Genomic DNA, 19,491 nt, shown 5'->3' with positions numbered 1-19,491 from the left:
GGGCCGCTCCGCCGCCGACGTCCTCCCACTCCGGCACCACAGCACAAGGACTGACCCGTGGACACACACGAAATCACCGATCGTTTCCTGCGCCATTTCGAGAGCAAGGGCCACACGCGCGTGCCGAGCGCGCCGCTGATCCTCGACGACCCGAACCTGCTGTTCGTCAACGCCGGCATGGTCCAGTTCAAGCCGTACTTCCTCGGTGAGGCGCCGCCGCCGTACCCGCGCGCGACCTCCGTGCAGAAGTGCGTGCGCACGCCGGACATCGACGAGGTCGGCAAGACCACCCGGCACAACACGTTCTTCCAGATGGCCGGCAACTTCTCCTTCGGCGACTACTTCAAGGAAGGCGCCATCGAGAACGCCTGGGAGCTGATCACCAAGCCCCAGAGCGACGGTGGCTTCGGCCTCGACCCGAACCGGATCTGGGCGACCGTCTACAACGACGACGCCGAGGCGGCCGGCCTGTGGCGCAAGCTCACCGGGCTGCCGGGCGAGCGCATCCAGGAGCGCGACGGCAAGGACAACTACTGGGACATGGGCGTGCCCGGTCCCGGCGGTCCCTGCTCGGAGATCTACTACGACCGCGGCCCGGCGTACGGCCGCGAGGGCGGCCCGGTCGCCGACGAGGATCGCTACATCGAGATCTGGAACCTCGTCTTCATGCAGGACGTCCGCGGCGACCTGAGCCCCAAGCTCGGGCACAAGCCGATCGGCGAGCTGCCGAAGAAGAACATCGACACCGGCATGGGGGTCGAGCGCGTCGCGACGATCCTGCAGGGCGTCGAGAACGTCTACGAGACCGACCTCGTGCGCCCGGTCATCGGCCGCGCCGAGGAGTTCTCCGGCCGCCGCTACGGCTCGAACCACGCCGACGACGTCCGCTTCCGCGTGATCGCCGACCACGCGCGCACCGGCGTCATGCTGATCGGCGACGGCGTCACCCCGGGCAACGACGGCCGCGGCTACGTGCTGCGCCGGCTGCTGCGCCGCATCGTCCGCTCCACGCGCCTGCTGGGCGTGCAGGAGCCGGTGCTGCAGGAGTTCGCGAAGGTCGTGCGCGACACCATGGGCCCGACCTACCCCGAGCTGGTCGCCGGGTTCGACCGGATCAACGAGGTCGTCCGGATCGAGGAGGAGGCCTTCCTCTCGACCCTGACGAGCGGTTCGCGCATCTTCGACCTGGCCGCCGAGGAGACCAAGCGCGGCGGCGGCGACGTGCTGGCCGGCGACAAGGCCTTCCAGCTGCACGACACCTACGGCTTCCCGATCGACCTGACCCTCGAGATGGCGTCGGAGCAGGGCCTGTCCGTCGACGAAGACGGCTTCCGCACGCTCATGAACGAGCAGCGCACCCGCGCGAAGGCGGACGCGGCGGCGCGCAAGACCGGCCACGGCGACCTCTCGGAGTACCGGAAGGTCCTGGAGCAGCACGGCGAGACCGAGTTCCTCGGCTACACCGACCTGCAGGCCGAGGCGAAGGTCGTCGCGCTGCTCGAAGACGGGCAGCCGGTCCGCAGCGTCTCCGCGGGCAAGAAGGCGGAGCTGGTCCTCGACCGCACGCCGTTCTACGCCGAGAGCGGTGGCCAGGTCGCCGACACCGGCGTGCTGCTGGGCGACGGCGTCGAGCTGAAGGTCCTCGACGTGCAGAAGATCGTCCCGGGCCTGTTCGTGCACCGCGTTGAGGTCACCGACGGCGAGGTCGGGCTGGACACGAAGCTCACGGGTTCGGTCGACGCGCACCGGCGCCTCTCCATCGAGCGCTCGCACTCCGCGACGCACCTGGTGCACGCGGCCGTCCGCGGCGCGTACGGCAAGCGCGCGGCGCAGGCGGGTTCGCTGAACTCGCCGGGCCGCATGCGGTTCGACTTCACCACGCCGGGCTCGGTGTCGGCGGACGTGCTGACCGAGGTCGAGCAGGAGGTCAACGACTACCTGCAGACCAACGTCGAGGTGCGGAGCTTCACCACGACCAAGGACAAGGCCCTCGAGCTGGGCGCGGTCGCGCTGTTCGGCGAGAAGTACGGCAACGACGTCCGCGTGGTCGACATGGGCGAGTACTCCCGCGAGCTCTGCGGTGGCACGCACGTCGACCGGATCGGCCAGCTCGGCCTGGTCAAGCTGGTCTCGGACGCCTCCATCGGCTCGGGCGTGCACCGCGTCGAGGCGCTGGTCGGTTCGGACGCGCTGAAGTACGTCCGCAAGGAGCAGCTGCTGGTCTCACAGCTGGCGAACACCTTCAAGGTGCCGTCGGACGAGCTGCCGGGCCGCATCGAGGACGTCCTGACCCGGCTGAAGAACGCCGAGAAGGAGATCACGCAGCTCAAGACCCAGCAGGTGCTGGGTTCGGCGGGCGCGCTGCTCGACAAGGCGCAGGAGATCGGCGGCGTCACCGTGGTGGCGGAGGTCGTCCCGGACGTCGACGGCAACGGCCTGCGCGCGCTCGCCTCCGACATCCGCGGCCGGCTCGGCGCGCGGCCCGGCGTGGTGGCGCTGTTCTCGCCGGCCGGCGAGAAGCTGAGCTTCGTCGTCGCGACGACGAAGGCGGCTCAGGACAAGGGCATCGCGGCGGGCAAGCTCGTGCCGTCGTTCGCGGAGAAGATCGGCGGCCGCGGCGGCGGCAAGCCCGATATGGCCCAGGGCGGTGGCACGAACCCGGCCGGCGCGAACGACGCGGTCACGGCCCTGCGCTCGGCGATTGCCGGCATTGGTTAACCGCGGGAACCGCGGCCCGGATCGGCCTGGGGAAGGCGATCCGGGCCGCGGGCGCCGGCTCGGCGTCGATGTCGGATCCGTCCGGGTCGGGGTCGCGCTGAGCGATCCGGCACCGGTGCTCGCATCGCCATTGGTTACCCTCTCCCGCGATGCGACCGACGACAGTGATCTGGACCAGCTGGCCGCCCTCGTCACCGAGCACGAGGTGGTCGAAGTGATCGTGGGCCTCCCGCGAACGCTCGCCAACCGCCAGGGACCGGCGGCCGAGTCCGCGATCGCGTACGCTGACCTTCTGGCCGGGCGCGTCGCGCCCGTGCCGGTCCGGCTGGGCGACGAGCGGCTGACCACGGTCACCGCATCCCGCATCCTCTCCCAGCGCGGGGTCAAGGGCCGCAAGCAACGCGCGGTGGTCGATCAGGCCGCCGCCGTGGAGATCCTGCAGGCCTGGATCGACGCCGCAGCTGCGCACCGCGCCCGGGAGGGAGACCGATGAACGAGCAGCCACCTGAGTCCTCACGCGGGCGCAGGCGACTCCGCGAGCCGGGACCGGCCACACCGCCGCCGTCCCGGCCCGCACCGCGTCGTGCGGACCCGCACGACCCCCACGCCAGCGGGTACCAGGAGCTTCCGCAGCCTTCGCGCCGCGGTGGCTCCCAAAACAGTGGCTCCCAGGAGCTGCCCCAGCCGTCCCGCCGGGCGCGGCCCGAACCGGGTCACGACCCGCGCCGCGACGCGCCGGCCGGCCGTCGTCGCCGCCTCGAGCCGCCGGGCACGCTGCCCCCGGCCGACGAGGACTTCGACCCGCAGGCCCAGCAGGCCGCGCCCGCCCGGGCCGCCCGCGCCCGCCACGGTCTCGACGAGGGTGCCGGCGATACGCCGGCCCCGCGCCGCCGCGCCGCCCCGGATCCCGGCGAACCCCGGCGCCGCCGTCCGGCCCCGGAGGACGAAGCTCCGCGCCGCCGTCCGGCGCCGAACCCGGACGAGCGCGGCGAAGCACGCCGTCGCCGGCCGAGCCCCGAAGAGCTGGCCGAAGCCGAGGCCGCACGTCGTCACCAGGCGATGCTCGACCTGGAAGAGGCCGCCGAAGCGCAGGCCGCGCGCCTGCGTGGCGCGCCGGACGACGAAGGCCAGGTCCCGCGCCGCTCGAGAGGTGCCTCGGACGAGGTGGCCGACCTGGCCCGGTACCGGGCCGCGGCCGGCCCCGACGAGGCCGCCGAGCCACCGTCCGGCCGGCGTCGGCGCGCCGCTCCCGACCCGGGCGAGGCCGTCGATCCACGGCGGCGCCGTGCGGCACCGGACCCCGAAGACACCGGCGATTCGCGCCGGCGCCGGGCCGCCTCGGACCCCGACGCCGCGGCCGACCCGCGTCGCGCGGCACCGGAACCCCCGCGGCGGCCCGTCCAGCCGGGTGACCGCTCTGTCGGCGTGCCCGAAAGCGGCCTGGAGCCGCCTCGGCGCCGTCGCCCGCCGCCCCCGCCGGTGCGCGAGGAACCGGTCACCGACATCATCCCCGCGCAGACCGCTCCGCCGCCTGCGGCCGAGCCGGCGCACGAGGAGCCCGAGGAGTTCTTCGCCGAGGACGACGAGTACGCGCAGTACGACGAGGACTACGACGAGTACGACGAGGGCGAGTACGAGGACTACGACGACGCCGAGTACGAAGACGACTACGAGGACAAACCGGCCAAGCCGCGCAAGAAGAAGGGCAAGCGCGCCCTCGGCTGGGTCGCCGCGCTCGTGGTGATCGTGCTGCTCGCGGGCGGTGCCTACTACGGCTTCAACAAGATCTTCGGCTACGAGGACTTCGAGGGCTCCGGCGACGGGGACGTCCTGTTCCAGGTCGACGACGGCGACTCGACGTCGGCGATCGGCGCGAAGCTCGCCACGGCGGGCGTGGTCGCCAGCGGCAAGGCGTTCGTCAAGGCCGGCGAGGACAACCCGAAGCTGTCGCGGATCCAGCACGGCTTCTACGTGATGAAGTCGCACATGTCCGGGGCCAGCGCGGTCGACCGGATCCTCGACACCGGCTCGCGGGTCGGCCAGCTGGAGATCCGGCCGTACACGCAGTTCGACGACATCACCCAGCCCGACGGCAAGGTGACGCCCGGCGTGTACAGCCTGATGGCGAAGGCGTCGTGCGCGCAGATCGACGGCAAGAGCACCTGCGTCACGGCCGACGCCCTGCGCAAGTTCGTCGACGGCGCCGACCTCAAGACGCTCGGGGTGCCGGACTGGGCGATCGAGCCCGCGAACAAGGCCGACCGCAAGGACCGCAGGCTCGAGGGCCTGATCGCGCCGGGCCTCTACGACGTCCGGCCCGGGGCGACCCCGCAGGAGATCGTCGGGCAGCTGGTGCGCTCCTCGACCGAGGCGATCCAGAGCGCCGGGCTGAGCCCGCAGTCGACCGGTCCGGGGATGACGCCGTACCAGACGCTGATCATCGCCTCGATCATCGAACGCGAGGCTGTGAAGGCCGACTTCGGCAAGCTCTCGCGGGTGATCTACAACCGGCTCGGGATCAACATGCGGCTGCAGATGGACTCCACGGTCAACTACATCCTGGACCGCCCGACGCTGCTGACCGACGAGGCCGACCGCGTGAAGTCCGGGGCGTACAACACGTACAAGATCAACGGGCTGCCGCCGACGCCGATCTCGGTGCCGAGCCCCGAAGCCGTCCAGGCGGCGGTGCACCCGGTGGCGGGGGACTGGGTCTACTTCGTCAAGTGCGAGAAGAACGGCCTGTCCTGCTTCGCGGTCACCAACGACGAGCACAACAAGAACCGGGACCTGGCCAGGGATCGCGGTGTCATCTGAGCCGCGCCGGGCGGCTGTCCTGGGCAAGCCGGTGGCCCATTCGCTGTCGCCGGTGCTACACGGCGCCGCGTTCACCGCGCTCGGCCTGACCGGCTGGACGTACGAGCGCATCGAGACGGGCGCCGAGGAGCTCCCCGGCCTGGTCGCCGGCCTCGGCCCGGAGTGGGCCGGGCTCTCGGTCACCATGCCGGGCAAGCGCGCGGCGCTGGACCACGCCGACGAGGTGACGCCGCGCGCGGCCGCCGTCGGCGCGGCCAACACCCTGGTCCGCACGGCGAAGGGCTGGCTCGCGGACTGCACTGACGTCGACGGCGTCACCGGGGCACTGCGGGCCGCGGGCGGCTACGAGCCCTCGCCCGGGGACACCGGCGTCGTCCTCGGCGCGGGCGGCACGGCGGCCGCGGCGGTCGTCGGCCTCGCGGCGCTGGGCGTGCGGCAGGTGCGCCTGGTCGTGCGGGATCCCGCACGGGCCGGCGAAACCCTCGATGCGGCGAAGCGGGCTTCGCTCGACGTCGACGTGCTTCGCTGGTCCGAGACGGACTTCGCGGCCCTGGGGTCCGCGGCGGTGCTGGTGAACACCGTGCCGCCGGACGCGGTCGCGTCCCTGGCGGACGACCTCGCGGCGGTCGAGCACGTCCTCGACGTCATCTACCACCCGTGGCCGACGCCGCTCGCCGAAGCCGTCGCCGCCCGCGGGGGACGGCTCGCGACCGGGCTGGACATGCTGCTGCACCAGGCGTTCGGCCAGGCCGAGCACTTCACCGGCCGCCCGGCCCCGCGCGCGGCGATGCGCGACGCCCTGCGCGAAGCCACCGGGAACCTGCTGCCGCTGCCGATCTCGTAAATCCGCTTGCGCGTGTTGATAATCTGGTCGACTGCCTTGAAGAAGGGGGTCTACCGGAATGACCAGCCAAGAAGCGTTGAGCGAGGACGAGATCGAGTCGGGTTGGGTCGGCGGCGAGGCGCCGAAGCTCAACACCACGGTCACCCTCGTCGACTACGACCCGGAGTGGCCGGCGCAGTTCGAGCGTGAGGCCGCGCGGATCCGGGGCGCGCTGGGGGAGCGGGTGCTCGTCCTCGAGCACGTCGGCTCGACGTCGGTGCCGGGCCTGTGCGCCAAGCCCTGCGTCGACATCCTGTTGGAGGTGCCGGACTCCGACGATGAGGACGCCTACCTGCCGGCGCTGGAGGCCGCGGGCTATCGGCTCGTGATCCGCGAGCCGGACTGGGAGAAGCACCGCTGCTTCAAGGGCCCGGACACGAACATCAACCTGCACGTCTACTCGCCGGGCAACGGCCAGACGCCGCGCTACCGGCTCTTCCGCGACCGGCTGCGGTCGCACCCGGAGGAGCTGGAGCTCTACGCGACGACGAAGCGTGAGCTGGGTGCGAAGGAGTGGAAGTACGTCCAGCAGTACGCCGACGCCAAGACGGCGGTGGTCGAGGAGATCCTCGCCCGCGCGCGGGCCGAGCAGTACGACGGCTACAGCGAGGCCTACGCGTCGCACGCGGAGAAGTCCGTCACCAACGCCCTCTACGACCGGCCCGCGATCGTGGACCTGGCCGGCGACGTCGAGGGCCTGAGCGTGCTCGACGTCGGCTGCGCGGCCGGGCACCTCAGCGCGCTGCTGGCCGAGCGGGGCGCGGACGTCCTCGGCGTCGACGCCAGCGCGGGCATGGTCGAGGTCGCCCGCCGGAAGTTCGGCGACGTCGCCCGCTTCGACGTCGTGGACGTCAGTGGGCCGCTGCCGCTGCCGGACAGCTCGATCGACGTCGTCACGGCGTCGCTCGTGCTGCACTACCTGAAGGACTGGGGCGCCACCCTCGCCGAGTTCCGCCGGGTCCTCAAGCCGGGCGGGGCGCTCGTGTTCTCGGTGCACCACCCGGGCGAGGACTGGCACTGGTTCGACAAGGACGACTACTTCCAGCTCGAGCTGCTCGAAGACGACTTCGGCCTCGACGGGAAACCGCACCCGGTCCGGTTCTACCGGCGCCCGCTGAGCTGGACGTTCCAGGCGGTGCGCGACGCCGGGTTCGCCGTCGACCGGCTGGTGGAGCCGATGCCGGTCCCGACGGCGGACGAGGCCGACCCGAAGTGGGCGGAGAAGCTGCGGACCCAGCCTCGGTTCCTCTACTTCCGGGCGGTCAGTCCTTCTTAGCCAGATCCTGGATGAGGTCGACGATCTCCCGGCTGACCGGGCGGAACACCCGCAGCCGGGAGAGCGCGGCCAGCCGGGCGATCAGCGGGACGCTGCGCTCCACCAGCATCCGGCTGCGCCTCTGCCCGGCCGAGCGGTCGTGGACCCAGAACAGCACCACGCCCATCTGGTAGAGCCACAGCAGCTCGGGCAGCTGGCCGCGCAGTTCCGGGTCGAGCTTGACGTCGGAGCCGTCGACGACCTCGCGCATGAGGCCGATCGACGCTTCGCGGGCGGCCGAGGAGTCGTCGCTGAACGGGCTCAGCGGCGACTCCGGGTCGGCCGCGTTGACGAAGAACTGCGTGCCGAAGCGCTGGTAGGGCTCGGCGATGTCCAGCCAGCACAGCAGCACGGTCTTCAGGCGGGCGGCGAAGGCGGTCTCGCCGCCGATCCGGGCGCGGGCCTCGTCGAGGTGCTGCTTCGCGATCTCGTCGTAGAAGCCCTGGATCAGCTGTTCCTTCGACGAGAAGTAGTAGTAGGCGTTTCCGACGGACACGCCCGCGCCGGCGGCGATCGCCCGCATCGTCGTGCGGTCGTAGCCGTTCTCGGTGAACAGCCGCATCGCGGTCGTGACGATCAGGGACCGCGTTTCCTCGCTCTTGGCCACGTGCGGCACGTTAGCGCCGGGCACGTCAGGGCGCGGGGAAGGGCGGGGCCTGCGGCATGCCGTAGGGCAGTGGCGCCGGCTGCGGTGCCTGCCTGGCGGCCAGGTGGTGGCGGCGGATGCCGTTGAAGACCAGCACGTTCGTCAGGTGCATCACGCCGAGGATCAGCGCGACCACGCCGACCTTCACCGAGAGCAGCTCGAACACCTCGCGCGCGGTGGGTACCTCGGCGTGGCTGGTCAGGAAGAGCGTCACGAAGCCGAGGCTGACCAGGTAGAAGCCGACGACCAGCAGCTGGTTGACGGCGTTGGCCAGGCCGGGGCTGTCGGCGAAGACCTCGGTGAGGAAGGTGCGGCCGTGCCGGCTCAGCGTCCGGGCCACGAGCACCGTCAACGGGATGCTGATCAGCAGGTAGAGGGCGTACGACAGCACTATGCGGTCCATGGTTCCTCCTTGTTTTGAACGTGTTCAAGAGGGACGGTAGCGCTCCTTTTGAACACGTTCAAGAGGGTAGGGTCACACCGACTGGGAGGTATCACCGTGAAACGCATCGCCGCCGGGTTGACGGCCGCCGCGCTCGTCGCGCTCTTCGTGCCCGCCACCGCTTCCGCGAGCTTCGGGACCAATGTGCGCTTCGCGACCTTCAACGCCTCGCTGAACCGGGCGGCCGCCGGGCAGCTGGTCACCGACCTCTCGACGCCGGGCAACGCCCAGGCGCAGAAGGTCGCCGAGGTCGTGCAGCGCAACCGCGCCGACGTCCAGCTGATCAACGAGTTCGACTACGTGCCCGGCAACCGGGCCGCGGACCTGTTCCGGAAGAACTACCTGGCGGTGGGGCAGAACGGCGCGAAGCCGATCGACTACCCGTACGCCTACACCGCGCCGGTCAACACGGGCGTGCCGACGGGCTTCGACCTCGACCGCGACGGCACGGTCGGCCTCGGCAACGACGCCCAGGGCTTCGGCACCTTCGAGGGCCAGTACGGGCTGCTCGTGCTGTCGAAGTACCCGATCGACCTGGCGCACGTGCGGACGTTCCAGAAGTTCCTGTGGAAGGACATGCCGGGCGCGCTGCTGCCGGACGACCCGGCGACGCCGGCGCCGCACGACTGGTACAGCCCCGCGGAGCTGAACGTGCTGCGGCTGTCGTCGAAGTCGCACTGGGACCTGCCGCTGAAGATCGGCCGCTCGACGGTGCACTTCCTCGTCTCGCACCCGACGCCGCCGAGTTTCGACGGTCCGGAGGACCGCAACGGCACCCGCAACAACGACGAGATCCGCTTCTGGGCCGACTACGTGACGCCGGGCAAGGGTGGCTACATCCACGACGACCGCGGCCACTGGGGCGGCCTGGGCGCGTCGGAGCGCTTCGTGGTGGCGGGCGACAACAACTCGGACCCGCTCGACGGCGACAGCGTCCCGGGCGCGATCGAGCAGCTGCTGAACGCGCGTCGCGTCATCCAGACGCACCCGGGCAGCCGCGGCGCGGTGCTGGCGGCGCAGACCCAGGGCGGCGCGAACGTCGGCCAGCGGAGCGACCCGTTCTACGACACGGGCGACTTCAACGACGTCGCGCCGGGCAACCTGCGGACGGACTACGTGCTGCCGTCGAAGGGTCTGGTGCCGTGGCACGCGGAGGTGTTCTGGCCGGTCCCGTCCGATGCGCTGTCCCGGCTGAACGACGCCTCCGACCACCACCTGGTCCGCGTGGACGTGTTCGTGCCACTACGGTGAGATCATGCGGATCGCGATTCTCGACGACTACCAGGACGTCGCCCTGACCTTCGGTGACTGGGACTCGCTCAAGGCGGACATCACCGTCTTCACCGAGCCCCTCACCGACGTCGTGGCGCAGCTCCAGGGCTTCGACGCGATCGTCGCGATGCGGGAGCGCACCCGCTTCCCGGCCGAGGTGCTCGACCGGCTGCCGGACCTGAAGCTGCTGGTCAGCACCGGTCCGCGCAACGCCGCCATCGACGTCCCGGCCGCGAAGCGCAACGGCGTGGTCGTCTCCCGGACCGGGTACCTCGGGCAGCCGACCGCCGAGCACACCTGGGCGCTGATCCTCGCCGCGTCGCGGAACCTGCCGCAGGAGTTCCGGAACATGCGCGAAGGCGGCTGGCAGACGACCGTCGGCACCATGCTGCACGGCAAGACGCTGGGCCTGCTCGGCCTCGGCCGGCTCGGGGCGGGCGCGGCGAAGATCGGGCAGGTCTTCGGGATGGAGACCATCGCCTGGAGCCAGAACCTGACCCAGGAGAAGGCCGATCCGCACGGCGTCACCGCGGTGTCCAAAGAGGAGCTGTTCGCGCGTTCGGACGTGCTCTCGATCCACCTCGTGCTCAGCAAGCGCACCCGCGGCCTGGTCGGCGCGGCCGAGCTCGCCGCGATGAAGCCGAGCGCGTTGCTGGTGAACACCTCGCGCGGCCCGATCGTCGACGAGGCCGCGCTGGTGGACGCGTTGCGGCGCAAGGAGATCCGGGCGGCCGCGCTGGACGTCTACGACACCGAGCCGTTCCCGGCCGACCATCCACTGAGGACGATGGACAACGCGGTGCTGACGCCGCACCTCGGGTTCGTCGCCCGCGAGACCTACGAGATCTTCTACGGCGACGCCGTCGAGGACATCGCGGCGTTCCGGGCGGGGGAGCCGATCCGGCTCATGGAGTGAGGCGTGCGGCCCGCCGGGGCCCGAGGTCCCCGCACCGGCCCGGCGGCGGGCCCGCACGAGAACCATGACACCACCCGCACATCACGGTGGGCAGGGTCCAAAGACCCTGCCGCCGTCGGCCGTTCGGCTGAACAGCGGGTCCCGGCGGGTCGTGAGTGAGAAACAGTGTTCTAACCCTGTTTCTCACTCACGAGAACGGCACCGCGTCCGGCGCGCAGGTCGTGCCCTCGGCCGGGGCGCTCAGGTCGGTCAGGTACTTCACCACGGCCGCCGAGGCGCACGCGCTCGGGGCGTCCAGTGACGTGTGGCCGTACCCGTCGACGACCAGCACCCGGCCGTCGCCCAGTTCGGCCGCCGTCGCCTGGGCGTTGTGCAGCGGCGTCGCCGGGTCGAAGCGGTTGTTCAGCACCAGCACCGGGTTCTTCCGCGGCCGGTTCCACGGCCCGGTGTAGCGATCGGGGTCGTGCGCGGGCCAGCCGACGCACTGGGCCATCGAAAACACCGAGCCCAGCCCGAAATACGGCTGACGCGCGCTTTCCCGGGGCGCCAGTGCCGCGTAATCCGCCGCCGAGGACGGGTTGTCGCTGTCGACGCACTGGACGGCCAGGAACCCGGGGGAGTGCGCCGGCACGTACGGGTCGAGCACCGGCGCGGCCGGACCGGAGCCCACCGGCATCGCGGCCAGGGTCTGCGCGAGCCGCTTCCACCGGCCCGACTGGTACAGCGCGCTGTCCACGGTCCTCATCAGCGAGCCGACGCCCGGGCCGCGCGACGCCCGCGCGAAGACCCCGGCGAACTTCGCCTTCGGGTCGCCGCCGGAAAACGCGCACTTCGGCCCGGCCGCGGCGCACACCGCGAAGAACTGGTCCAGCTCCTGCTGCTGCGCCCCGGCGACGTCGGCGCGGACGTCGACCGGCTGCTTCTCCTGGCCGGGCTTGCCGGTGGCGTTCGCGACCAGGTCGAGCGTGCCGTCGAGGGTCATCGCGCGGACCTTGTCCGGGAACAGGTTCGCGTACGTGCCGCCCAGGTAGGTGCCGTAGGAGTAGCCGTAGAAGTTCAGCGTGGGGTCGCCGACGGCCTGGCGCAGCAGGTCCAGGTCGCGTGCCACGTTCGCCGTCGACAGGTGGCTCAGCAGCGCACCCGACCCGGCCGCGCACGCCTTGCCCGGGGCCGCGCTCGCCGCGAAGAACGCGTCCGGCTGCCGCAGCGGCGAACCCGGCCCCGGCGCGTGGTCGGCGCCGGGACAGCTGATCGGCGCGGACCCGCCGATCCCGCGCGGGTCGAAGCTCACCAGGTCGAAGCGGGCGCGCAGCTCGTCGGGATAGCGGTCGGCGAACCGCGTCAGCTCGCCGACGCCGTCCGTGCCCGGGCCGCCGAAGTTGAAGAACAGCGAGCCGAGCCGCCGGCCGGGGTCGCTCGCCGGCAGCCGGATCACCGAGAGCGTGATGGCGGTGCCCTTCGGCTCGCGGTAGCTCAGCGGGACGGACGCGGCCGCGCACTGGAACTTCCCGTGACACGGCGTCCAGCTCAGCGCCGGCACGGCGGCACCGTTCGTGCCCAGCGCGGGCGGGGCCGGCGGGCTTTCGGACCGCGTCGCCGGGGGAGGGGTGGCGGCCTCGGGCGCGCTGCAGGCGGCGAGCAGGAGCAGCAGCGCGGCGAGCAGGGCCTTCACGCGCTCAATTCCGCCAGGACGGCGTCGGTGTAGCGCGGCCACACCTCGGCGGCCCACGGGCCGAACGCGCGGTCGGTCAGCGCGACGCAGGCCGCGCCCGCGTCCGGGTCGACCCAGAGGAACGTGCCGGACTGGCCGAAGTGCCCGAAGGTGCGCGGCGAGCTGGCCGAGCCGGTCCAGTGCGGGCTCTTGTGGTCGCGGATCTCGAAGCCGAGGCCCCAGTCGTTGGGCTTCTGGTGCCCGAACCCGGGCAGCACGCCGGACAGGCCGGGGAAGACGACGTTCGTGGCCTCGGCCACGGTCGCGGGGTCGAGCAGCTTGGGGGCCTGCAGCTCGGCGGCGAAGGCCACCAGGTCGTCCACAGTGGACTCCGCGCCGGAGGCGGGCGAACCCGTCAAGGTGGTCGAAGTCATGCCGAGCGGGGCGAACAGCGCTTCGGCCTGGTACTGGGCGAAGGGGATGCCGGAGTGCTCGGCCAGCGCGTCGGCCAGCTGCTCGAACCCGGCGTTGGAGTAGAGCCGCCGCGTGCCGGGCGCGGCCATGGCCTTGTGCGCGTCGAAGGCGAGGCCCGAGGTGTGGGCGAGCAGGTGCCGCACGGTCGAGCCCTCGGGGCCGGCCGGCGTGTCCAGCTCGACGACGCCCTCTTCGACCGCGATGAGCGCGGCGTAGGCGGTCAGCGGCTTGCTGACCGAGGCCAGCCGGAACGTCCGCGCGGTGTCGCCGTGGCGGCCCACGACAGTCCCGCCGGCGGACACCACGGCCGTCGCGGCGTTGTCCACCGGCCACTCGTCGATCAGGCGCACGCTCTCCATGCGTCCACCCTACGAAACGCCACGAAGGCCTCCGCACCGGTGTCGGGGACCGGTGCGAAGGCCTTCGCGTGGTGTTACTCAGGCGTCGAGGTCGGTGGCGACCAGCTGGGCGACCGCTTCCACGGCCTCCTCGGCGCCTTCGCCCTCGGCGCTGATGACGACCTCGTCGCCGTACCCGGCGGCGAGGGTCATCAGGTTGAGCACGCTGCCGGCGGCCACCGGGCTCCCGCCGGCCTTGGCGATCTGCACCGCGACGGGTTGCGCCGCGGCCGCCTTCGCCACCAGCGCGGCCGGCCTGGCGTGCAGGCCCACCTTGCTCGCCACGGCGACGCGTTTCTCCGGCATGTTCTCGTCCTCTTCCTGAAGGGGTTCTACGTCGGTCGGGATGTTACGCGGCGGCCGTGCGGTCGAGGTCGGCCTCGATCGAGTCGTCCTCACGGCCCGGCGTGCGCAGGTTCCACTTGGTGATCGCGAAGCGGAACACGAAGTAGTAGATCACCGCGTACACGAGGCCGATCGGGATCAGCAGCCACGGCTTCTGCGCGGCCGGGGCCCCGAAGTTGAGCAGGTAGTCGATCGCGCCGGCCGAGAAGTTGAAGCTCTGGTGGATGCCCAGCGCGTTGCAGATCGCCAGCGAGGTGCCGGTCATGATCGCGTGGAAGAGGTACAGCGGCCACGCGACGAACATGAACGAGAACTCGATCGGCTCGGTGACACCGGTCAGGAACGAGGTCAGCGCGCCGGCGATCATCACACCGCCGACGACCTTCTTCTGCGCCGGGCGGGCCGTCTGCCAGATGGCGAGGGCGGCCGCGGGGAGCGCGAACATGAAGATCGGGAAGAAGCCGGTGGTGAACGCACCCGCCGACAGCTTGCCCGCGACGAAGTTGTTGATGTCACCGCCGTCGAAGATGAACCAGACCGGGACGTTCAGCAGCTGGTGCAGACCGACCGGGATGAGCAGGCGGTTCAGCGCGCCGTAGATGCCGCCACCGACGATCGGGGACGAGGTGACCGCGTCACCGGCGGCCTGGATGCCCTGGTCGACCCAGTGGAAGACGAGGCCGAAGATCACGCCGAGGATCACCATGACGAGCGCGGTGATGATCGGGACGAACCGGCGGCCACCGAAGAACGCCAGGTAGGCGGGCAGCTTGATGCGATGGTACTTCTGCCACAGCAACGCGGCCACGATGCCGACGACGACACCCGCGAGCACGGAGTACGGCCACTTGATCGGCGCGAGCTCGGTCGCGCCCGCCTTGTAGCCGGGCAGGTCGGTCAGCGGAGCGAACACCTGGATGACGGCGCTGAAGACGAAGAAGCCGACGACCGCCGCGACGGCGGTCGAGCCGTCGCCCTTCTTGGCGAAGCCGACCGCGATGCCGACCGCGAACAGCAGCGGCAGCCAGTTGAACAGCGTGCCGCCCGCGGCGCCCAGCACCGAGGCGACCTTGTTCCAGCCGAGGCCGTCCTTGCCGAGCATGTCGTCCTGTCCGAACCGCAACAGGATGCCCGCCGCCGGGAGCACGGCGATGGGGAGCATGAGGCTACGGCCGAAGCGCTGAAGACCGGCGAGACCGCTGCCGCTCTTCTTCGCCCCCTCCGCGGTGGTGGAGCTCATCTGGATCCTCCATAGTGGGGTGGTTGACCGGGTTCCGGGGTGTTCCGGTCCAACTGCATGGTCACCTGGTAATGATCTCCCCGGTACCAGGACGTGATGTCTTCGATCGGGTCGCCGTTGGCGCTGGAGACCCGGCGGAACACGAGCAGGGGACTGCCGGCACGCATGCCGAGCAGCCGGGCCGTCTCGCGGTCCGCGCCTTCGGCCCAGACCGTCTGCCACGCCTGGTCGGGACGCACGTCGTACGTCTCGGCCAGCTGCGCGTAGATGGACTGGGTCAGGTCGAGCTCGAGCAGGCCGGGAGCCCGGCCCGCGTGGTACCAGCCGCGTTCGACGGCCAGGGGCACGCCGTCGGCGTGGCGCAACCGCACGAGGTGGTGTGCGGGGGCGCCCTCGGACAGCCCGAGGGCGTGCGCCGAGGCGGTCGGCGGGACCTCGGTGGCCGCCGAGACCACCTCGGTCGTCGGCGTCAGCCCCCGCCTCCGCATGTCGTCGGTGAACGACATGAGGTAGAGCTGCAGCTCCATCCGCCGGGCCGCGGTGAACGTGCCCTTGCCGCGGACGCGGGCGAGCAGACCTTCCTCGACGAGCTTGCCGATCGCCGATCTGACCGTGAGCCGCGACACGCCGTAGCGCTGGGCCAACTCACGTTCCGACGGGATCGGCGCACCCGGCGGGAGTTCCCGTTCCACCGTGCGGCGGAGGATCTCCCGCAGCTGGGCGTGCTTGGGCGTGGGCCCGTTGACGACCCGGTCGGGTGGCGGGACGTGCGCTGCCGCGCTCATCGGCGTCACCCTCCTCGTTCTCGCGTCACCGGGGGACCGGTGCTCGCGTCCGGCCCGGAACATTGGTACGTTCCGGTCTAGACCAATGATCTGATGGGGCAGGATGCTCCGCCGCGCGGACGGGTGTCAACCACCGTTATCCGTTCGTGGCCCGCGGCGGGGTGCATGCCGACGAACGGCGTAGTACAGGTGGACACGCGGTGCGCGTCAGGTTGGGAACAAACAGTGATCAAGGAGACCGCGATGGCGGATGACAGGCCCGAAAAGATCCTCGCCGCACTCGGCGGCACGGAGAACCTCACCGAGATCGAGGGCTGCATCACGCGGCTGCGCTGCGAGGTCGAGGACATGAGCCTCGTCGACGAAGCGGCGCTGAAGAAGGCCGGTGCGATGGGCGTGGTCAAGATGGGGTCGTCGGCGCTGCAGGTGATCGTCGGGCCGGAGGCGGACACGATCGCCAGCGACATCGAGGACCTGCTGTGAGCCTGGAGATCCTGAGCCCGGTCGCCGGGCGGGTGGTGCCGATCACCGAGGTCCCGGACCCGGTGTTCGCCGAGGCCATGGTGGGTCCGGGCGTCGCGGTGCAGCCGTCGGGCGGCCGGACGGACGCGGTCGCGCCGGTCGACGGCACGGTCGCGACGCTGCACCCGCACGCCTACGTCGTCGCGACCGAGGACGGCAAGGCCGTGCTGGTGCACCTGGGCATCGACACGGTCAAGGAGAAGGGCGAGGGCTTCACGCTGCACGTCGTCAAGGGCGAGCAGGTGCGGGCCGGCCAGCCGATCGTCAGCTGGGACCCGGAGGCGGTGACCGCGGCGGGCTACTCGGCGATCGTCCCGGTGGTCGCGCTGGACGCCTCGGCGGACGTGCTGTCCGGTTTGGACGCCGAGCGGGACGTCGCCGCCGGCGAGAAGCTCTTCGGCTGGGACGCCTGAGGTCTTCCTGTCACACGAAGGGCCCTTGTGGACAGTCGTCCCAAGGGCCCTTCGCGTGCTCCCGGCCCGTCAGCCGGTCACGACCTTGCCGTTTTCGACCTTGACCGGCACCGACGGCAGCGGCTTGTTCGCCGGGCCCTGCTTGACCTCCCCGGTGAGCGCGTTGAAGACCGAGCCGTGGCACGGGCAGACGAGGTCGGCGCCCTTCGGGGCGACCGTGCAGCCCTGGTGGGTGCAGATCGCGCTGAACGCGGCGCAGGCGGATTCGGACGTCCGGGCGACGATCACGTCGGAACCGTCCGGCGCCTTCGCGGCCTTCGCCTCCCCGACCGGGACGTCGGCGAGGGCGACCAGCGGCGTGCCGGCGGCGATCGGTGCCTGCGCGGTGCCCGACTTGGCGTCGTCCGAGGAACCGCAGGCGGTGAGCGCGACGGCGCCGACGGCGAAACCGGCGACGGCGGCACCGGTGGTGAGGACGGTGCGGCGGGAGTGGGTTTCGGCAGTCATGCCCCTCTAAACGAGATCGACACCGCATCGGTTCAATCCGCGGTGAACCGGATCGGCCCCTGTTCCGTGTATGTAGCCGAGTGGGTGTGGAGTGGAGGATCGATCATGGTGAGTTGGGTTCTGCGCATCGTCGTGGCGGCCGCGCTGCTGGGTTCGGCGGGCGTGCACTACTTCCTGTGGACCGAGGACTACCCGGGCATCGTCGGGCCGTTGTTCCTGCTCGACGCGATCGGCGGCCTGGTCCTCGCGATCGCGGTGCTGGCCTGGCGGCACTGGCTGCCGGCGCTGGGTGCGGTCGGGTTCGGCGTGCTGACGCTCGGCGCGTACGTGCTGGCCGCGACCGTCGGGTTCGCCGGGAACCACGACCAGTTCAACAGCCAGCCGGAGTACTGGGGCGTCATCACCGAGGCGGTCTGCATCGTCGGCGGCCTGGCCCTGATGTTCGTGAAGGACCGGCGCCGAGTCGCGGCCTGAGTTCGTGGGGGAAGTCGCCGAAGACGCGCTGATGCGCGCCTTGCACGAGGAGCACGCGGGCGCGCTGTGGTCGTACGCGCTCCACCTGACCTCCGGCGACCGGATCCGGGCCGAGGACGTCGTCCAGGAGACGCTGCTGCGGGCCTGGCGGTCGACGGCGGTGCTGGACCAGTCGCAGGGCTCGGCGCGGGCGTGGCTGTTCACGGTGGCGCGGCGCATCGCGATCGACGGCTGGCGCTCGGCGTCGGCCCGGTCGGAGGTGATGACCGACCGGCCGCCGGAGCGGGCGGTCGGCGACGGGACCGACCGCGCGGTGCAGGGCTGGCTGGTCGCGGAGGCATTGGCCGAGCTGTCGGAACGGCACCGCGAGGTGCTCGTGCTGTGTTACTTCCAGGGCTATTCCGTAGCGGACGCGGCCACCACGCTGGGCGTGGCCGAGGGGACGGTCAAGTCCCGCACGCACTACGCGTTGCGCGCGCTGCGCCTGGTGCTCGAGGAGAGGGGGGTGACCCAGTGAGCGAGGACCCGTTCGCGACGTTCGACGCGGCCTACGTGCTCGGGGCGCTTTCCCCCGAGGACCGCCAGCGCTTCGAACAGCACCTGCGCACGTGCGACCGGTGCGCGTCCTCGGTCCGCGACCTGGCGGGGTTGCCGGGTCTGCTGGCCAGGGTGGACGCGCCGGCTCCGGCCTTGCTGCCGGACGCGGGCCCGCCCCCGCCGGACCTGCTGCCGGCGGTGCTGCGCCGCGTCCGCCGGGGCCGCCGGATCCGGCTGGCGGTGACGTCGGTGTCGGCCGCGCTGGCGGTGTCGTCGTGCGTGGCGCTGGCGGTGGTGGCCTCAGCGCCTTCGCCCGCGCCGCCGCCTTACTCCGCGATGACGGCGCTGGGCGAGTTCCCGGTCCGCGCCGACGCCAGCCTGGCGGCCTTCGACTGGGGAACCCAGGTCGACATGTCGTGCAGCTACACGGGCGAGCGCAGCAGCGGCGAGTACATCCTGGTGGCGATCTCGCGCTCGGGGGCGGAGACCCAGCTGGCGACGTGGAAGGCGGTCCCGGACAACACGGCCCGCATCGTGATCGGCACGGCCCTGAAGCGCACCGACCTGGCGGCGCTGGAGGTACGCGGAGGCAGCGGCCGAGCCCTGCTCCGGCTGACGCTCTGACGGGCTTTGTGAAGGGGTGGTGGCTCGTCCGGGCCGCAGGGGGTCCCGGACGAGCCACCTGACTTCCCTCCGCCCGCCCCGCCCCGCCCCGCCCCTCCGCCCGCCCGCCCCCGCCCGGCCTCGCGCCCCGCCTGCCCCCGCCCCTCTCGGCCTCGCCCGCCTCGCTCCGCCACGCGCCCCGCCCGCCCCGCTTCGCCACACGACCCGCCCGCCCCCCCCGCCAGCCCCGGCTTCGCCACGCGCCCCGACTCCCGGCACGCGCCCGGCCCAGGCACGCGAACCGACCCTCCAGGCACGCGTGTCGACCCTGCAATCACGCGTGTCGACCCTCTGATCACGCGTGTCGACTGTCTAAGCACGCGTGTCGTCCGCCCAGGTACGCGTGTCGTCCGCCTGGGTACGCGTGTCGTCCGCCCAGGCACGCGAGTCGTCCGCCCAAGTACGTGAGCCGACCGCCCCAGGCACGTGAGCCGACCCTCCGATCACCCGAGCCGCGCCTCCACCCACCCGAG

At 71.7% G+C, this 19,491-nt stretch carries 21 protein-coding genes; 12 read left to right on the top strand and 9 right to left on the bottom strand.

Translation table 11 applies throughout. From position 1 onward, the window contains the following. Window positions 1–57: 57 nt before the first annotated feature. Together alaS and ruvX are read left to right on the top strand one after the other, a co-directional pair. Complete coding sequence (gene alaS, locus ACZ7PG_RS08445; RefSeq protein WP_470238422.1) at window positions 58–2,718, top strand: alanine--tRNA ligase; 2,661 nt, start codon at window positions 58–60, stop codon at window positions 2,716–2,718. After that, on the top strand, window positions 2,711–3,211 hold the full coding sequence (gene ruvX, locus ACZ7PG_RS08440; protein ID WP_470239014.1) for a Holliday junction resolvase RuvX: 501 nt from the start codon (window positions 2,711–2,713) through the stop codon (window positions 3,209–3,211). The genes alaS and ruvX overlap by 8 nt, the downstream gene beginning before the upstream one ends. A gap of 20 nt (window positions 3,212–3,231) precedes the next feature. Here the strand turns inward: ruvX and ACZ7PG_RS08435 are convergent, their stop codons facing one another. Further along, entirely contained in the window at window positions 3,232–3,771 is a 540-nt protein-coding gene (locus ACZ7PG_RS08435) for a hypothetical protein (protein ID WP_470238421.1), read from the bottom strand. Window positions 3,772–3,777: 6 nt separating this feature from the next. Here ACZ7PG_RS08435 and mltG point away from each other — a divergent pair, with 6 nt between their 5' ends. From mltG to ACZ7PG_RS08420, 3 genes are read left to right on the top strand one after another with little or no spacing between them, the layout of a single operon-like run. After that, a complete protein-coding gene (mltG, locus tag ACZ7PG_RS08430) occupies window positions 3,778–5,535 on the top strand; it encodes an endolytic transglycosylase MltG (protein WP_470238420.1) in 1,758 nt (585 codons plus the stop codon). After that, window positions 5,525–6,379, top strand: coding sequence for a shikimate dehydrogenase (locus ACZ7PG_RS08425; protein WP_470238419.1), 855 nt, complete (start codon window positions 5,525–5,527; stop codon window positions 6,377–6,379). The genes mltG and ACZ7PG_RS08425 overlap by 11 nt, the downstream gene beginning before the upstream one ends. Before the next feature lie 58 nt (window positions 6,380–6,437). Beyond that, window positions 6,438–7,694 (top strand): GrpB family protein, encoded by a 1,257-nt coding sequence (locus ACZ7PG_RS08420; protein WP_470238418.1) that lies wholly within the window; start codon window positions 6,438–6,440, stop codon window positions 7,692–7,694. Here the strand turns inward: ACZ7PG_RS08420 and ACZ7PG_RS08415 are convergent. After that, window positions 7,681–8,340 carry a TetR/AcrR family transcriptional regulator gene (locus ACZ7PG_RS08415; protein WP_470238417.1) on the bottom strand — a complete coding sequence of 220 codons (660 nt, stop codon included), beginning with the start codon at window positions 8,338–8,340 and terminating at the stop codon, window positions 7,681–7,683. The two genes, ACZ7PG_RS08420 and ACZ7PG_RS08415, sit on opposite strands and share 14 nt — an antisense overlap. Before the next feature lie 25 nt (window positions 8,341–8,365). After that, a complete protein-coding gene (locus ACZ7PG_RS08410) occupies window positions 8,366–8,782 on the bottom strand; it encodes a hypothetical protein (protein WP_470238416.1) in 417 nt (138 codons plus the stop codon). Window positions 8,783–8,878: 96 nt separating this feature from the next. On the opposite strand from ACZ7PG_RS08410, the gene ACZ7PG_RS08405 reads away from it, so the two are divergent. Then, window positions 8,879–10,072, top strand: coding sequence for an endonuclease/exonuclease/phosphatase family protein (locus ACZ7PG_RS08405; protein WP_470238415.1), 1,194 nt, complete (start codon window positions 8,879–8,881; stop codon window positions 10,070–10,072). A 4-nt stretch (window positions 10,073–10,076) separates the two neighbouring features. After that, window positions 10,077–11,009 (top strand): D-2-hydroxyacid dehydrogenase family protein, encoded by a 933-nt coding sequence (locus ACZ7PG_RS08400; protein WP_470238414.1) that lies wholly within the window; start codon window positions 10,077–10,079, stop codon window positions 11,007–11,009. 187 nt (window positions 11,010–11,196) lie between these two features. Here the strand turns inward: ACZ7PG_RS08400 and ACZ7PG_RS08395 are convergent, their stop codons facing one another. The 5 genes from ACZ7PG_RS08395 to ACZ7PG_RS08375 all read right to left on the bottom strand — a co-directional run bounded on the left by ACZ7PG_RS08395 (window position 11,197) and on the right by ACZ7PG_RS08375 (window position 15,902). Continuing rightward, the gene (locus ACZ7PG_RS08395) at window positions 11,197–12,681 is read right to left on the bottom strand and encodes an alpha/beta hydrolase (RefSeq protein WP_470238413.1); all 1,485 of its coding nucleotides are present in this window, start codon (window positions 12,679–12,681) and stop codon (window positions 11,197–11,199) included. Continuing rightward, window positions 12,678–13,493 (bottom strand): serine hydrolase domain-containing protein, encoded by an 816-nt coding sequence (locus tag ACZ7PG_RS08390; protein WP_470238412.1) that lies wholly within the window; start codon window positions 13,491–13,493, stop codon window positions 12,678–12,680. The genes ACZ7PG_RS08395 and ACZ7PG_RS08390 overlap by 4 nt, the downstream gene beginning before the upstream one ends. A gap of 78 nt (window positions 13,494–13,571) precedes the next feature. Continuing rightward, the gene (locus ACZ7PG_RS08385; RefSeq protein WP_013224593.1) at window positions 13,572–13,838 is read right to left on the bottom strand and encodes an HPr family phosphocarrier protein; all 267 of its coding nucleotides are present in this window, start codon (window positions 13,836–13,838) and stop codon (window positions 13,572–13,574) included. 43 nt (window positions 13,839–13,881) lie between these two features. Continuing rightward, complete coding sequence (locus ACZ7PG_RS08380) at window positions 13,882–15,117, bottom strand: PTS transporter subunit EIIC (RefSeq protein ID WP_470238411.1); 1,236 nt, start codon at window positions 15,115–15,117, stop codon at window positions 13,882–13,884. Beyond that, window positions 15,114–15,902 (bottom strand): GntR family transcriptional regulator, encoded by a 789-nt coding sequence (locus ACZ7PG_RS08375; RefSeq protein ID WP_155542382.1) that lies wholly within the window; start codon window positions 15,900–15,902, stop codon window positions 15,114–15,116. Before ACZ7PG_RS08375 ends, ACZ7PG_RS08380 begins: the two co-directional genes overlap by 4 nt. Window positions 15,903–16,145: 243 nt before the next feature. Between ACZ7PG_RS08375 and ACZ7PG_RS08370 the strand changes: the two genes are divergently transcribed. After that, window positions 16,146–16,385: a PTS sugar transporter subunit IIB gene (locus tag ACZ7PG_RS08370; protein WP_167379806.1), complete on the top strand. Its 240-nt coding sequence runs from the start codon at window positions 16,146–16,148 to the stop codon at window positions 16,383–16,385. Further along, on the top strand, window positions 16,382–16,837 hold the full coding sequence (locus tag ACZ7PG_RS08365; RefSeq protein WP_470238410.1) for a PTS sugar transporter subunit IIA: 456 nt from the start codon (window positions 16,382–16,384) through the stop codon (window positions 16,835–16,837). The genes ACZ7PG_RS08370 and ACZ7PG_RS08365 overlap by 4 nt, the downstream gene beginning before the upstream one ends. 69 nt (window positions 16,838–16,906) lie before the next feature. Here the strand turns inward: ACZ7PG_RS08365 and ACZ7PG_RS08360 are convergent, their stop codons facing one another. After that, on the bottom strand, window positions 16,907–17,344 hold the full coding sequence (locus ACZ7PG_RS08360; protein WP_470238409.1) for a QcrA and Rieske domain-containing protein: 438 nt from the start codon (window positions 17,342–17,344) through the stop codon (window positions 16,907–16,909). A gap of 105 nt (window positions 17,345–17,449) precedes the next feature. Between ACZ7PG_RS08360 and ACZ7PG_RS08355 the strand changes: the two genes are divergently transcribed. Genes ACZ7PG_RS08355 through ACZ7PG_RS08345 form a run of 3 tightly spaced genes read left to right on the top strand, consistent with a single transcriptional unit; the run spans window position 17,450 to window position 18,979 of the window. Then, on the top strand, window positions 17,450–17,818 hold the full coding sequence (locus tag ACZ7PG_RS08355; RefSeq protein ID WP_257919254.1) for a hypothetical protein: 369 nt from the start codon (window positions 17,450–17,452) through the stop codon (window positions 17,816–17,818). 4 nt (window positions 17,819–17,822) lie between these two features. After that, complete coding sequence (locus ACZ7PG_RS08350; RefSeq protein WP_470238408.1) at window positions 17,823–18,335, top strand: sigma-70 family RNA polymerase sigma factor; 513 nt, start codon at window positions 17,823–17,825, stop codon at window positions 18,333–18,335. After that, a complete protein-coding gene (locus ACZ7PG_RS08345) occupies window positions 18,332–18,979 on the top strand; it encodes an anti-sigma factor family protein (RefSeq protein WP_470238407.1) in 648 nt (215 codons plus the stop codon). Before ACZ7PG_RS08350 ends, ACZ7PG_RS08345 begins: the two co-directional genes overlap by 4 nt. Window positions 18,980–19,491: the final 512 nt, after the last annotated feature.

This window comes from Amycolatopsis sp. NPDC114504 (assembly GCF_055633595.1).
Note: the sequence above shows the minus strand (reverse complement) of the source record. Positions and strands in the feature narration are given on the sequence as shown.